9 protein-coding genes are annotated in these 14487 nt (G+C 68.7%); 6 read left to right on the forward strand and 3 right to left on the reverse strand.

Annotated features, from left to right (window positions below):
• Window positions 1-63: 63 nt before the first annotated feature.
• On the forward strand, window positions 64-2694 hold the full coding sequence (locus CVM50_RS06440) for a methyl-accepting chemotaxis protein (RefSeq protein ID WP_085887445.1): 2631 nt from the start codon (window positions 64-66) through the stop codon (window positions 2692-2694).
• A 325-nt stretch (window positions 2695-3019) separates the two neighbouring features.
• Here CVM50_RS06440 and CVM50_RS06445 read toward each other — a convergent pair whose 3' ends face one another.
• Window positions 3020-3832: an IclR family transcriptional regulator gene (locus CVM50_RS06445; protein WP_085887444.1), complete on the reverse strand. Its 813-nt coding sequence runs from the start codon at window positions 3830-3832 to the stop codon at window positions 3020-3022.
• Window positions 3833-3974: 142 nt separating this feature from the next.
• On the opposite strand from CVM50_RS06445, the gene CVM50_RS06450 reads away from it, so the two are divergent.
• Both CVM50_RS06450 and CVM50_RS06455 read left to right on the forward strand, forming a co-directional pair.
• Complete coding sequence (locus CVM50_RS06450; RefSeq protein WP_085887443.1) at window positions 3975-7124, forward strand: transporter substrate-binding domain-containing protein; 3150 nt, start codon at window positions 3975-3977, stop codon at window positions 7122-7124.
• Window positions 7125-7187: 63 nt separating this feature from the next.
• The gene (locus CVM50_RS06455) at window positions 7188-8018 is read left to right on the forward strand and encodes an inositol monophosphatase family protein (RefSeq protein WP_085887442.1); all 831 of its coding nucleotides are present in this window, start codon (window positions 7188-7190) and stop codon (window positions 8016-8018) included.
• A gap of 76 nt (window positions 8019-8094) precedes the next feature.
• On the opposite strand, the gene CVM50_RS06460 is transcribed toward CVM50_RS06455, so the two are convergent.
• Together CVM50_RS06460 and CVM50_RS06465 are read right to left on the reverse strand one after the other, a co-directional pair.
• Window positions 8095-9465 carry a dipeptidase gene (locus CVM50_RS06460; protein ID WP_085887441.1) on the reverse strand — a complete coding sequence of 457 codons (1371 nt, stop codon included), beginning with the start codon at window positions 9463-9465 and terminating at the stop codon, window positions 8095-8097.
• 138 nt (window positions 9466-9603) lie between these two features.
• A complete protein-coding gene (locus CVM50_RS06465; protein ID WP_100148441.1) occupies window positions 9604-10617 on the reverse strand; it encodes a GSCFA domain-containing protein in 1014 nt (337 codons plus the stop codon).
• 269 nt (window positions 10618-10886) lie between these two features.
• Here CVM50_RS06465 and CVM50_RS06470 point away from each other — a divergent pair, with 269 nt between their 5' ends.
• The 3 genes from CVM50_RS06470 (at window position 10887) to CVM50_RS21940 (ending at window position 14452) form a co-directional block, all read left to right on the forward strand.
• Window positions 10887-11540: a protein-L-isoaspartate O-methyltransferase family protein gene (locus CVM50_RS06470; protein WP_085887439.1), complete on the forward strand. Its 654-nt coding sequence runs from the start codon at window positions 10887-10889 to the stop codon at window positions 11538-11540.
• Window positions 11541-11616: 76 nt separating this feature from the next.
• The gene (locus CVM50_RS06475; RefSeq protein WP_198431862.1) at window positions 11617-13050 is read left to right on the forward strand and encodes a TolC family outer membrane protein; all 1434 of its coding nucleotides are present in this window, start codon (window positions 11617-11619) and stop codon (window positions 13048-13050) included.
• Window positions 13051-13123: 73 nt separating this feature from the next.
• Entirely contained in the window at window positions 13124-14452 is a 1329-nt protein-coding gene (locus tag CVM50_RS21940; RefSeq protein WP_085887437.1) for a hypothetical protein, read from the forward strand.
• The last annotated feature ends 35 nt before the right edge of the window (window positions 14453-14487 follow it).

Below are 14487 nucleotides of genomic sequence, written 5' to 3' on the forward strand. Positions count from 1 at the left end.
CCCCTTGTTTGGCGGCGCCGGCCATCTGGATGGAAGCTGTGTCTGGGTGCCCAGGGGATGGTGATGTCTCTTGTCAGGCGCGTGACGGGGTCGATCGGCACCAAGGTCACGCTGATACTCCTGGCCATGGCGGCCACCACCGCCGTGGGTGGCGCCACCGCTTTGATGGTGTTTGACCGGATCGCGCGGGACATGGACCGGCTGACCGGCGAGATGCTGGTGCAGGTCGAACACAGCGCGGAGCTGATCGGCGCCGCCGACCTGGCCCGGGACACGGTCACCCGGACCCTCCTGGCCGCCACGCCCGAGGCGTTGGAAGAGGCGCGCGCAGACACCGCTACGGTCCTGTCGCAGCTGGAAAGACGTATCTCCGCCCTGCCGCCTGACGCGGCGCACGACCTGGGCCCGGCCTTCGATGAGGTGTCGGCCGGGCTGCGACGCCTTGCCGACAGCCGCGCGGCGACCTTTGCCAGCGAAGCCCGTATAGACGAGTTGATCCTGGATCTGCAGACCCAGATGGGTGCGATGCAGCGCGGGTTGGTGGAACTGGCCGACGACGCCTATTTCGATGTGGTGCTGCGGGGGGAGGAAACCATGGCCTCGGTCGCCGGAACGCTGCAGAGGCTGTCGGAAGAAGGGTTCGCCGTCGTCAGCGCGGTCCTGGAAACGCGGGCGGACCTAAACCTGCTGACCGGGCTGGCCCTGGCCGCCGGCGCCAGCGCCAGCCCGGGCGAGGCGGCGATCCTGCGCGACCTGGCGCAGGCGGCGAGAGGGCGCCTCGATCAACGGCTGGAAGAGCTGGCGGACAACCCCGCCGTTGCCATGCCCGGGGCGCCGATCCGCGAGGCGATGGCCGTCTTCTCCGCCGCCATCAACAGCGGCAGGGTGGCCGCCGACAGCCTGCGCGGCGAGGTCCTCGCGGCGCGTCAGTCCAGCGATGTCGTGCTGGCGATCGCCGTAGATGACCTGCTGTTTGACCTGACCCTGGGCGCCGAGGCCGCCAGTGCCGAGAACGGCGCCACGATCCAGGGTTTGCTGGACGAGGAATTCGGCTTCCTGATGGACCTGGTGGTGCTGAACGGCGCCCTGGGCGACTTCGCCGCCGCCGCGCTGCAGATCGTCAGTGGCGCGGACGCTGACGCGGTCGGCGTGGCAGCCGATGCCCTGCGCAGCGCCGCGGGGCACTTGTCGGATCGGCGCGATCTTCAGGACGGGCGCATCGCCGGCGAGGTCGACCGGCTGGTCGCCCTGGCCGCGCCCGACACCGGTCTTGCGGCGGCGCGCCTCGCCACCCTTTCGGCGACAGCAGACGCCGAGGCGGCCTCCATCGGGGCGGTGGATCGGGTCATCGCGATTGCCGAGCGGGCCGCCGAACTTGGCGCCGACAGCCGCGATCAGATCGACAGGATGGCTGAGACGATCACCGAAGACGTGGCCGGCGCGGGCCGCCGCATGCGGGACATGGCCCTGGCCTCCGCCGGGGTGCTGGTGCTGGCCCTGCTGCTGACCTGGGCGCTGATCCTGCGTCCCCTGGGCGCGATCAGCCGCACGACGGAACGTCTGGCCGGGGGGGACCTTGGCCCGGTGACCGGCTTCGACCGGCAGCATGGGGAGGTCGGGCGCATTGCGCGGGCGCTGAAGATCTTCCGCGACGGGCTGGTGGAACGGGCCGAGGTCTCCCGCGCGGCGGAGGCCGAACGCGAGGCCCGCCGACAGGAGCAGGAGGCCATGATGGCCCTTCTGGCCCGCGCGCTGGAACGGCTGTCTGCCGGGGATCTGACCGTGCGCATCGGCACCCAGATGCAGGGCGGCTACGCCAAGCTGCGGGATGATTTCAATGCCGCCGTGGAAACCCTGGAGGCCTCGGTGCGCAGTCTGGCGACCAGCGGCCAGTCCATCGCCGGGGCCAGCTCCGAGATCACCAATGTCTCGCGCGAACTTGCGGCGCGGTCGGAGCAGACAGCGGGGACCCTGGCCGCGACTGCGCTATCGATCGACAAGCTGTCGGCGTCGATCTCCGACACCGCCCAGGCCTCGGGCGAGGCACGGGACGCGGCCACACGGGCGCGCCTTCGGGCCGACGAAAGCGTCAGCGTGGTGCATCAGACCATCGGCGCGATGGAACAGATCCGCAGTTCGTCGAAGAAGATTGAGCAGATCATCGACATGATCGAGACGATCACCTTCCAGACGAACCTGCTGGCGCTGAACGCCGGGGTTGAAGCGGCGCGGGCGGGCGAGACGGGACGCGGCTTTGCCGTGGTCGCCAGCGAGGTGCGCGCCCTGGCGCAGCGGTCCAAGGAAGCGGCGGAGGAGATCACCGGCCTCGTGCAGGAGAGCCGACGTCAGGTCGACGTGGGCTTCGACCTGGTCAGCCGGGCCAGGGGCACGATCGAGGATATTTCCGAGACGGTCGGCATGGCCACAGGGCTGATGGCGTCGATCTCCGACGCGGTGGTGAAGCAATCCTCGAACCTGAGCGACATCAACGCCTCCATGTCCAGCCTCGACGAGGCGACGATGAAGAACACCGCGATGCTGGAGGAGGTCTCCTCGGCCAATGTCGCGTTGAACGAAGAGGCGCAGGGCATGGCCGGGGCCATTGCCCAGTTCAAGGTGACGCTGGACGGGGCGGCGGCCCATTTCGATACCGGGCTCGGGACCTGCGACGGGCGAGCGGCGCAGGTCGCCTGATCTCTCGGGCGCGGGTGGTGCGAGCTTTGACCGGGATCGGCGGGGCCGGAAGACGCAGGGCGGGCGTCGCCGACAGGAGGGCGGCTTGGCCCCCCCTGGACGAGAAGCGCAGTGGCGTTTGGCACATTGCCAGGCGGGCAGGTCTGCGCGGGCCGCCTGATCGGGCGTCGTCACTAGGTGCCCGGGGCAGGCGGCGCCACTGCGGCCAGTGCCGCGCGGGTCGTTCGAGAGAGCTGGCGCGGGCCTCTGGCAAGGCGTCGCCGCCAGCAGTGGGCATGCTGCGGCCCGTCTTACGCAGGGCGGCCGGGGGGGGGGGCAGTCGCGGTCAGTCCGGCTTGGGCTCGCCGAGGGCGCCCGGTGGGGCGACCCCGCCCAGCCGTTCGGTCAGTTGCCGCGCGGCCTCGCGCACTTGCTGACCGGCCTGGTCCAGCCGGTCCCGGGTCAGCCGGGCCGCAAGGCCGGAGATCGAGATCGCGCAGGCGGGTTCGGCACTGGGCGCCCAGACCACGGCGGCGACGCAGCGCAGGCCGGGCACGTGTTCCTCGTCATCCAGCGCATAGCCCCGCTGCCGGACCCGCGCCATGTCGGTCAGGACCGCCTCGGTCGTGACCAGGCTGCGGGGGGTCATCGGTGGCAGGCCGACCCGCGCCACCAGCGCCGTGATCTCAGCATCCGGCCAGGTGGCCAGCAGGGCCTTGCCCATCCCCGAACAGAAGATCGGCGCCTGGCCCCCGGGCGGGGCGATGGCGCGCACGATCTCGCGGCTTTCGACCTGGCTGATCGTCACCAGCCGATCCCGGTCGAGGATGCCGAGGTTGGCCGTTTCATGGGTCTGGTCGCGGAGCCGCCGCAGGAAGGGCAGGGCCGGGCCGGTGAAACTGTGGCGCCGGCCATAGGCGGCGCCCACGGCAAAGGCGGCGCGCCCGACGCTCCAGCTGGCGGTGTCGGGGTCGCATTGGGCAAACCCCTGCGCTTCCAGCGTTGTCAGAAGGCGATGCGTGGTCGACACCGCTAGCCCTGCGCGGCGCGCGAGGGCGCTGACGCCCAGCCCCTCTTCCTGTTGTTGGCCGAGCAGCTGCAGCAACTCCAGCGCGCGCCGCACCGACTTCACCCCGTCCGATCCTGTCGCGCCCGTCATTTCGTTGCCCCGCTCGGTTCCTGCCGGGCCTTGCCGCCCTGCCGCCGTGATGCCGCCGCATTCGCGGTTTCTGGTAGCAAGAGGAGTAGGCAGTGCCAATCACTTCGCCTAGAACGGAAGTGGTATCAGTCAGGGAACCCGCATGTACCGTCGTTTCGCCCGTTTCAAGATCTGCGTTCTTGGTCCGCTTCTTGTGCTTCTGTTTCTTGCGGTGCCGGTCGCGACCCCGGCACAGGACGCGCCGGGCCCGGAGGAGGCGACTTCGGACCGCCCGCTGGTGCGGGTGCCCTGGTCACCCTACGCCGGCATCTACGAGATGCAGTCCGACGGCACGCTGACCGGCTACTTTGCCGAGCTGGCCCGGCTGGTGGCTGACGAGGCGGGGTTCGACGTGGAATTCGTGGGCTACGAGTCCACACCCGACGTGGTCGCGGCGCAGATGGTCGGGGATACCGACATGCTGGCGGGCGCATCGGGGGAACAGGCGCTGCGCCGCACCAATATCCTGTCGAGTCCCGTCCTGAAAAGCAGCGTCTACCTGATCGCCCGCATCGATGCGCCGGCGGACTGGTCGCCGGAGACGCTGGAAGGCGCGCGGATCGGGGTGATCCGCAACACCACCGGCAGCGAACCCGGTGCACTGGCGGAGCGCAATACGATCCTGCCCTACGGCGGGGTCGAGGACGCCCTGGGCGCCCTGCTTCTGGGTCAGATTGACGCCGTGGTGAGCGTGCGCAAGGTGATCTTCGACACGCTGCGCCAGTGGCGCCTGGATCATCGGGTGCGCACGGTCGGCCCGCCCCTGATGGAGCCGGAGCACTACGTCCTGCTGCACCAGAGCCGGGCCGAACTGATGCCGCGCATCAATGCCGCGCTGGCCCGCCTGCAGGACAGCGGCGCCCTGACACAACTGGGCGAACGCTGGGGCCTGGGCCTGGCCGCGCCGGTGCCCGATGTGCTGACCGTGGGGGTCAGCCACTTTCCGCCCTACCAGGTGGTGACCGAGGACGGCACCTTGACCGGCTTCGGCGTCGAAGGCCTGCGCGACCTGGCGGAACGGGCCGGCATCCAGCTGCAGTTCAAGCAAATCTCGGCGGAGGAATGGGCCGCGGGCCCGGCGCCGGATCGCTACGATATTCTGCCGCCGATCAGCGTGAACGCCGATCGCCAGCGGCGGATGGATTTCACCACGCCGATCCAGCAGTCGCCCTATTCGATCTTCGTGCGGGCGGGCAACGGCGAAGGGATCGCCGCTCTTGATGACCTGGTGGGCCTGCGCGTCGGGGTGGGGGAGCAGAACGTGGCGCGCGCCCGGGCCGAGGCCCATGGCGGGCTGGACCTGGAGGTCTATGACAATGCCGGCGGTTTGCTGGACGGGCTTCTGGCGGGGGAGGTCGATGCGATCCTCTATCCCACCATGACCGTCCGGCGTCTCGCCGCGTCCGGCGGGTTCGAGACCCGCATTGAGGAGGTGCGCCCGCCCTTCGAGGTGACAGAACGGGCCATTGCGCTGCGTCCCGGGCTTGCGACGGTGCGCGAGCGGCTGAACGGGGTGATCCCGGGCTACCTCAGCTCGGAGCAATATATTGCCCTGCGAGAGGATTGGCTGGGCACCCCCGAGTTCTGGACGCCGGAGCGCCTGCGCATGGCGCAGATCGGGGTGGTGCTGATCTCGCTGCTGGTGATCGCCGCCTTCCTCGTGCAGAACGTGCTGGCGCGGCGCAACGCCGAGCGGCTGGCGGCCGAGACACGCCAGGTCAGCAACCGCCTGACCGCGATCCTGGACGCGGCGCAGAGCGGCGTGATCGGCCTGACGGCGGGCGGCCAGATCGCCGCTGTGAACCCCTGCGGGCGCCTGATGCTGGGCGAGATGGATCGTCCGATGCCCTTCCCCTGGCCGGAGGCCCTGGCCTTCATCGACCCGGAGAAGATGGTGCCCGTGGGCGCCAACACCCCGGTGGCGCGCGCCATGGGCGGTGAGGTGCTGCGGGGGGAAACGGCCCTTCTGCGCAGAGCCGACAGCGACGAGCCGCGCTACGTGCGTGTGTCCACCGCGCCAGTGAAGGCGCGCGATGCCGGCGATGTGGCCACCGTGGTGATCCTGGACGACATCACCGAACAGGAGCGCAACCGCCAGCAGATGGAACGCTCGGGCCGGCTCGATGCACTCGGCCAGCTGACCGGCGGCGTGGCGCATGATTTCAACAATATCCTGGCCACCATCGAATACGCGGTGCAGCTGGTGAAATCCGAGGCCTCGCCGCGGATGATGCCCTTCCTCGACACGGCCCATGCCTCGGTCCGGCGGGGGGCGGAGCTGACCAAGCGGCTGCTGGCCTTCGCCAAGCGCCAGCCGGGCATGGAAAGTTCGGTAAGGACGTCCCGCGTGCTGGCCGATTTCCGCGATCTGGCCGCGCCCACGATCGAGAAGAGCATCGATCTGATCATCAACGACGAAGACGAGGATCTGCGCGTCTTCTGCGATGTGGGGCAGCTTGAGAACGCCCTGCTGAACCTGGTGCTGAACAGCCGCGACGCGATCATCGCCTCCGGCATGGGGGACCGGATCAGCGTCAGCGTGCGCAGCCTGTCGGAGGTCGACAGCCGTTCCAGCCTCTATCGCTCCGGTGGGGGCGAAGATGACGGCCAGAACCTGCGCTATGTCGAGTTCTCGGTCACCGACAACGGCCCCGGCATGACCGAAGAGGTGCGCCGCCGCGCCATCGATCCCTTCTTCACCACCAAGGGCCAGAACTCCGGCACCGGGCTGGGTCTGTCGATGGTCTACGGCTTCGTCGAACAGTCCAACGGCGAGTTGCGGATCTATTCGGAGGAGGGGTTGGGGACCACCGTCAGCCTGGTCCTGCCGCGCGGCACCGAGAACAACCGGCGCGAGGCCCCGCACAAGCGCGCCAAGGCGCCGAAGGGGCAGGGGCAGCGGATCCTGGTGGTCGAGGACGAGGAAAGCCTGCTGAGCATCGTGACCGAGGTCGTCCGGTCCCTGAACTACGAGGTCCTGCCGGCCAGTTCGGGGCGCGAGGCCCTGGACCTGGTGGAGGCCGGCGAACCCTTTGACTTGCTGCTGACCGACGTCGTCATGCCGGGGGGCATTGGCGGGTTCAAGCTGGCGGCCGAGGTGCGCAAGCGCCGACCCGACATGCCGGTGGTCTACATGACCGGCTATTCCGGGCTGCTGGAGGTCGAGATGGGCGAGGTGGTCGCGCCCACGTTGCAAAAACCCTGCCCGCCGGTGGACCTGGCGAAGACCCTGAAACAGGAGCTGGAGGGCTAGGCGCCCGACGCTGCCCGCCGGCTCTGCCCCAGATGTGAAATCAGACCTGCAAACGGACGTTCCATGCCCCTGACAGATGACGTGATGACCGGCCTGATCGAGGCCGTGCGCGACGCCGCGCGGACGGAGATCCTGCCGCGCTTTCGCAACCTTTCGGCCGACCAGATCGACACCAAGAGCGGACCCGATGATCTGGTCACCGTGGCCGATCGCGCCGCCGAGGCGCGGCTGACCGCCGCCGCGCAGACGTTGCTGCCGGGCGCCCTGGTCGTCGGCGAGGAAGGGGTGGCGGAGGATCCGACGATCCTCGACCGCTTCGCCGAGACGGAGTTGGCGGTGGTCATCGACCCGGTCGACGGCACCTGGAACTTTGCCAACGGGCTGGCCAATTTCGGGGTGATCCTGGCGGTGGTCGAGGGTGGGCGGACGATCTTCGGCCTGCTGTATGATCCGGTGCTGGACGACTGGATCACGGCCACCCCCGGCGGCGGGGCCTGGTTCTGCCGTTCAGATGCGGCACCGCGCCGCCTGTCGGGCCCGCCGGCGCGGCCGCGCGACCGCTGGCAGGCCTTCGTGCCGTTGCGTCTTTACGCGCCCGAACAGCGCGCCGCCCTGTGGCAACAGGCGCAGGGGTTCGGCGATGCCTTCACCCTGCGCTGTTCCTGCCATGAATACCGCATTATGGCCCTCGGCCACGCCGACCTTATGCTGGCGCCGGTGGTGAAACCCTGGGACCACGCCGCGGGCGTCCTGATCGTCGAGGAATGCGGGGGCGCGGTCTGGTCCGGCGGCGCGCCGGGCTACCGGCCCGCGGGGCCGGCCCATCCCCTGATGGTCACGGGGCGCGCCGAGGCAGGCGAGGATCCGGCGCTGTGGCTGCCCGCGGGCCTCTGAGGCGCTTTGATCCGGATCATTGAAAAGGGGTGGTCCCGGCGGGCCGCCCCTTTTCGTCTCTACAGCGCGGCGTGCCTCAGCCGCGGGCCAGCGCCTCCATCAGCTGTCCATAGGCCAGCTGGCCGGTGCGGAAGGCATCCAGCCGGAAGAACTCGTTCGGGGCGTGAATGTTCTCGTCGCCATGGCCGAAGCCGAACATCACCGCATGCACGCCCAGCTCCCCCAGCAGGGTGGTCATGACCGGGATCGAGCCGCCGACGCGGGTGCGGTAGGGCGCGCGGCCGTAGACCTCCTCCAGAACCTGGGCGGCGATGGCGGTGGCGTTGTGGCCGACGGGCACCTGGAAGGGCTCGGCCCGGCCAGGGTTTCGGGTGACCTCCGCCGTTACGCCCGGTGGGCAATGGGCGGCCACATGGGCGCGGATCGTCTCGAAGACCGCTTCGGGGCTTTGCCCGGCGACAAGGCGGCAGGTGATCTTGGCGCTGGCCTGTGCGGGCAGCACCGTCTTGGTGCCCGCGCCCTGCCAGCCGCAGGTCATGCCGTTCACTTCCAGCGTGGGCCGGGCCCAGAGGCTTTCGCGGACCGTATAGCCCGGTTCGGGCAGCACGGCGGGGGCGCCGGTTTCGGCCAGGTAGTCGGCCTCGTCATAGGGCACGCGGGCGATGGCGGCGCGGGTCTCCGCATCCAAGGGCAGCACGTCGTCGTAGAAACCTTCGACGGTGATCTGGCCTTCGGGGGATTTCATCGAGGCCAGGATCTGCGCCAAGGCCATGCCGGGGTTGGCCACGCCGCCGCCGTGCTGCCCGGAATGCAGGTCCGCCGCCGCGCCCTGCACATGAACCTCCAGGCTGACCAGCCCTTTCAGCGCCTCGACGATCTGTGGCTGCCCCGGTGCCCATTGCGAGCCGTCGGCGGAGAAGATCATGTCGGCCTTCAGCCGGTCGGCGTGTTCGGCCACGAAGGGCGGCAGGTCGGGGGAACCGATCTCCTCCTGGCCCTCGAAGAAGAATTTCACGTTGACCGGCAGCCTGCCGTCGGTCTTCAGCATCGCCTCGACCGCCAGGATGGGGATCAGCATGCCGCCCTTGTCGTCCGAGGCTCCGCGTGCCCAGACCCGGTTGTCACGCACCTCGGGCTCGAAGGGTGGGCTTTGCCACAGGTCGAAGGGCTCGGCGGGTTGCACGTCGAAGTGGCCGTAGATCAGGATCGTGGGTTTCTCCGGCCCGGCGCCCATCCACTCCGCCAGGACGACCGGGTGGCCGGCGGTCGGCAGGATCTCGGCCCCGGTCACGCCCGCTGTCTCCAGCCGGTCGCGCACCCAACGGGCGGCACGCATCACGTCGCCGGCGTTCTCGGGCTTGGCCGAGACCGAGGGGATGCGCAGGAAGTCGAGAAGCTCTTTAGTGAAACGCGCCTGGTTGGCGTCGAGATAGCCGGTCCAATTCATCGCGGGGTCTTTCGTCTGGGGGATCCTTGCCCCCAGCTAGACCCATTCGCGCGCGAATGGCCAGAGCGGTGGCGCCGTGCGGCGCTGCCCGGCGGGCCCCACGCCCAAGCGGCAGGCGATCCGGCGCGCCGGTCCCGTTCAGGCGGTCCCGTTCACCGAGCCGCGCAGGTATTGGGCCGTCATATGGGCGATGACTTCTGCCACCACGGTGGGGCGGACGTGGACATTGTCGTTGTCGAAGGCCGCGAGGCCCATCGAGGTGACCATCTCGTAGCTGGGGAAGTAGTCGACGCCATCGAACCGCTCCGCGACCTCTTCGGCCACCACGCGCAGGACGGCCTTGGAATAGGCGTTGCGCATGATCGCATCGCCTTCGGCAAAGGTGGTCTGAAGGGGGACCGGTGACAGGGTCAGCAGCACCCGTTGGCGGCGCTCGGTGACCAAGCGGTCCATCATCTCGAACAGCATGTCGCGGCAGGTCGGGATGTCCAGCCGGCGAAAGACAAAGCGGTCGGGTTCGGCGCGCAGCAGGCGTCGGTTTGGCACCTCGTTCAGGTAGATGCCGTCGAACTGGTCGAACCAGCATTCGATCAGGCCCAGGGTGACCACCACGGTCTCGCAGGTCGCCAGCCCTTCGGCATAAAGACGGCGGATCTGGGCGCGCCGTTCCAGGGCGCGGGCGCGGGGCACCGCGCGCCCGCCGGTGGCCAGAAGGCAATCCTGCACCATCTCCTCGTCGTCCGCCGCAGCCTCGCCCTGATCCGCTCCGGTGGCGGTTGGCAACCGGTAGAGGCCGGCGCTGGTTTCGCCGGTTTCGGCATCGCGCAGGCATTGCAGCATGGTGGCGGGGTTGTACTGGTTCAACAGGCGGTTCGACCGCCCCGGTGCCTCCTCCGGCGGGGCGGTGAAGGTGGTGGTGGGCACCTCCAGTCCGGCGGCGGTCAGGGCGTCCTCGACATTGCGGGCGAAGCAGGAGCCGATGGTGAAGACCGCCTCGCCCGGGGCCAGATGGAAGCCCGGGGTGATCTGCGGGCGCAGCATGCCGCCGGCGCTACGGGCGTCGGACCGGTCGGGATAACGGCGCACGGTATTGCGTAGAGCGCGGGCGACGACCTCCTCGCCGCCGAGCTCGGCGGTTCGGCCCCCGGGCATGCGGTAGCCTTCTGTCCGTGGCTTCTGCGACGGCGGTTGCCTGTCTTCTGACATATCCCTCATGGGCGCCTCCTGGCGTCGATTCTTGGCGGTACAATCGGGCAGGGTGGGTTAATATGCCTTCAATCGCTGTGGCTGTTCCGGCCGGGGCGATGCAAAATGTGACGCCGGAAGCGCAATGCGCGAATGCAGGACATCGCGGCGTTGCCGTGGTCGCATCCTTGTGGCACAACCGGGTCCGAGAGGATTCTGAACGAAAGAGTCTAGTTATGACCGACTACGCCGCCCGCCGCACGATGATGGTCGATGCGCAGGTCCGCCCCTCCGACGTGACCAAATTCCCGATTATCGAGGCCATGCTCTCGGTTCCGCGCGAGCTGTTCGTGCCGCAGGAGCGCAAGGAGGCCGCCTATCTGGGCGAGAACCTGCCCCTCGGCGGGAACCGTGTCCTGCTGGAACCGCGCACCTTCGCCAAGATGCTGGACGCGCTGGACATCCAGCCCGAAGAGCTGGTGCTGGATCTGGGCGCCGCCCAGGGCTACTCCGCCGCCGTCATCGCCCGCATGGCCGAGGCCGTGATCGCCGTCGAGGAAGACAGCGAACTGGCTGGCGACAGCCAGCAGATCCTCAGCGATCTGGGCGCCGACAACGTGATCCTGCATGAGGCCAAACTGACCGAGGGCGCGCCGGAACACGGCCCCTATGACGTGATTCTGATCGAGGGCGCGGTGGAACACCTGCCCGAGGCGATCACCGACCAGTTGAAGGACGGCGGCCGCATCTGCGTGCTTTTCGCCGAGGGTCATCTGGGTGTCGTGCGCGTCGGCTACAAGATCGACGGCAAGATCAGCTGGCGCTTCTCCTTCAATGCGGGGGCGCCTGTCGTGCCCGGTTTCGAACGACATGCGGCCTTCACCCTTTGATCCTTCGGGTCGGACAGGCGCCGCGTCTCAAACAAACTGAGCCGGGCCAACCGGCGGAACGAGGAAGAACAGGATGATGGAACAGGTCAAGGCGCCCCGGCGTCGCGGAATCTTCGCCGGGCTGCGGCACTCGGCACGGGCGCTCCTGTCTGGGGCGGCCTGCGCCGCAGCTCTGGTGGCGCTTCCGGGCGCCGCCAGTTCGGAAACGCTGGGTCAGGCCCTGGCGGATGCCTATCGCAATTCGGGCCTGCTGGAGCAGAACCGTCTGCTGTTGAAGGCCACCGACGAAGATGCGGCCGGCGCCCTGGCGGCGCTGCGCCCGGTGCTGGCCTGGAGCGCGAACGCCTCCAGCGACTACAACGATGCCACCGGCGTGACCACCAACGGTCTCGGGGCCGGCCTTTCGGTCAGCTATACCCTGTTCGATTTCGGCAAGGGGCAGCTGGGTCTCGATATTGCCAAGGAAACCGTTCTGGTGACCCGGCAGCAGCTGCTGGCCATCGAACAGCAGGTGCTTCTGCGGGCCGTGACCGCCTACATGGAGGTGCGCCGCGCCCTGCAGACGGTGCAGCTTCGCCGTGCCAACGTCCGCCTTCTGAGCGAGGAAATGCGGGCCGCCAAGGACCGCTTCGAGGTGGGTGAGGTCACCCGCACCGACGTGTCCCAGGCCGAGGCTGCGCTGGCCGGCGCCCGCTCCGGTCTGACCGCTGCCCAAGGCGCGCTGATCCAGGCCCAGCTGGAGTACGAGGCGGCCGTGGGGCACAAGCCCGGCGATCTGGCGCCGCCCGCCCGCCTGGGCCGGGTGCCCGGCCAGGTGTCAGAGGCCGTCAACATCGGCCTGCAGACCCATCCCAGCATGAATGCCGCCCGCCGCCAGGTGACGGTGGCGGAGCTGCGCATGCGGCAGGCCGACCTTCAGGTGGCGCCCGACATCGACCTGTCGGCCAGCGTGTCGATCTCGCGTAACGTGGACAATGATTTCACCACCAACAACCGTTCCATCGGCCTCGGCGCCTCCGGCCCGATCTACAGCGGGGGCGCCATCGCATCGGCCCGTCGCCAAGCTGTCCTGAACCGGGACGCGCAGCTGGCCAACCTGCGTGTGGTCAGCACCGACGTGACCCAGAACGTCGGCAATGCCTTCTCAGGCGTTCAAATCGCCCGTGCGGCCTCGGTCGCCGGCGAGGAACAGGTGCGCGCCGCCGAAGTGGCCTTCGAGGGCGTTCGCGAAGAGGCCAACCTCGGGTCCCGCACGACGCTTGACGTGCTGACCCAGGAACAGGCGCTGCTGGATGCCCGTGTCGACTACCTTTCTTCACAGGTCGACGAGGTGCTGTCGCGCTACTCGCTGCTGTCCACCATGGGCCTGCTGACGGCCGAGAACCTCGGCCTGAACGTCGAGATCTACGACCCGGCGGCCTACTACAACATGGTCAAGGATGCGCCCGCGGGCATCTCCGCTCAGGGGCGGAAGCTCGACTCCGTTCTGCGTCGCATCGGGAAAGAGTAAAACTCTGCTCATCCATTGTGAAAAACCCTTGCCCGGGCTAGACTTCGGGCTTGGGGATTAACGGTTAGAGCAGATGAACGACCCTGTCAGCAACGTCCAGATCGAGGATGTCCTGGCTTCCATCCGGAAGCTGGTATCGGAAGAAGTGCGCGCCCAGACGCAGCCGGAGGAGGCCCGCAAGGGGCCCACGGCCTTCGGGCGCAAGGGCGAGGCGTCCCGGGAAGAGGAAGCCCCCGCCGCGGCCGAGAAGCTGATTCTTGCACCGCACCTGCGTGTTGCCGATCCGGATCCGGCCAGCGATCCCGAGAGGGACGCAGAGTCCGCGATCGGCGCCGACCGTGATGCCGATGGCGATGATCTGAGCGACAGTTTTGCCGATGCCGGCCTGTCCTTCGGGCGGGAAGACCACCCCGACCTCTTTGCCGAGGACGAGATCGAGGAGGCGCCTTTTGCCGAGATCTCGGATGAGGCCGCCCTGCGCGGCTTCGACGATGCGCCGGTGGCCTTCGACGGCAGCAGCTGGATGCCCGCCGAGACCGGGGCACAGCGGGACGATGAGCTGGCTGGGGACGCGGCGGACGCCCGCGCCCTGCGCGCGCGGCCTGAAGATGACGCGTCCGAAGATGACGCTTTTGCGGGCGCGGCGGAAGACGACGGCGAAGAGTTCGATTTTGAAGAGATGCTCGCCTCGCTGAACGCCGATCATGCCCGGTCCACCGATTTCTCCGATTTCGGCGATGGTGCCGCAGAGGCGCTGGCCGCCGCTCCTCACGTCGATACCACGCCCGCCGATGACTTGGCCGATACTCCCGCCGAGGACGATGCCGCGGAGGATGCGCGGTTCGACGATCTGGATGCGGTTCTCAGCCACCTTGATTTCGATGCCGACCCGGCGCCGCGCCACGACCGGTCCGAACTGCGGGACGACATCGAGGACGCGGAACTTGTCGAAGGGCAGGGCGACAACGTCCGCAGCTTCGAGTCGCTGTTCCGCCGCAACGAGACCGTCACGCCGAAGTCGGAGCCGGAGCCGGCTGAGGCCGAAGAGGCGCCCGAAGGATACCGTTTCGTCGCGCCGGATGCGGATGATCCGACACAGGACGTAGATTTCCTGGATGACAACAGTACGGGGACCCAGCCCGAGGCGGACTTCGACGCGATGCCGGAGCATGACGCCCTTGTCGGGCGTGCAGCGCACTCCCGGTCCGAGCCGGCGGATCCCTATCAGGACGACGCGGAAGACGGCGACGTCACCGTGGACGAGGAGGCCCTGCGCGAGCTCGTGTCCGATATCCTGCGACAGGAGCTTCAGGGCGCCTTGGGCGAGCGGATCACTCGCAACGTGCGCAAGCTGGTGCGCCGTGAGATCCAGCGCGCGCTGCAGAGCAAGGATTACATCTGAGGCCGGGTGAGACGAGGCGCGGGTCGCAGGGCCCG

Origin of the sequence: Pseudooceanicola marinus (assembly GCF_002786295.1) — a bacterium.
In the GTDB taxonomy this organism is placed as follows: domain Bacteria; phylum Pseudomonadota; class Alphaproteobacteria; order Rhodobacterales; family Rhodobacteraceae; genus Pseudooceanicola; species Pseudooceanicola marinus.

Coding starts and splice junctions, on each gene's coding strand:
- CVM50_RS06440 (WP_085887445.1), top strand. CDS start 64: ATGTCTCTTGTCAGGCGCGTGACGGGGTCGATCGGCACCAAGGTCACG.
- CVM50_RS06445 (WP_085887444.1), bottom strand. CDS start 3,832: ATGACGGGCGCGACAGGATCGGACGGGGTGAAGTCGGTGCGGCGCGCG.
- CVM50_RS06450 (WP_085887443.1), top strand. CDS start 3,975: ATGTACCGTCGTTTCGCCCGTTTCAAGATCTGCGTTCTTGGTCCGCTT.
- CVM50_RS06455 (WP_085887442.1), top strand. CDS start 7,188: ATGCCCCTGACAGATGACGTGATGACCGGCCTGATCGAGGCCGTGCGC.
- CVM50_RS06460 (WP_085887441.1), bottom strand. CDS start 9,465: ATGAATTGGACCGGCTATCTCGACGCCAACCAGGCGCGTTTCACTAAA.
- CVM50_RS06465 (WP_100148441.1), bottom strand. CDS start 10,617: ATGCCCGGGGGCCGAACCGCCGAGCTCGGCGGCGAGGAGGTCGTCGCC.
- CVM50_RS06470 (WP_085887439.1), top strand. CDS start 10,887: ATGACCGACTACGCCGCCCGCCGCACGATGATGGTCGATGCGCAGGTC.
- CVM50_RS06475 (WP_198431862.1), top strand. CDS start 11,617: ATGGAACAGGTCAAGGCGCCCCGGCGTCGCGGAATCTTCGCCGGGCTG.
- CVM50_RS21940 (WP_085887437.1), top strand. CDS start 13,124: ATGAACGACCCTGTCAGCAACGTCCAGATCGAGGATGTCCTGGCTTCC.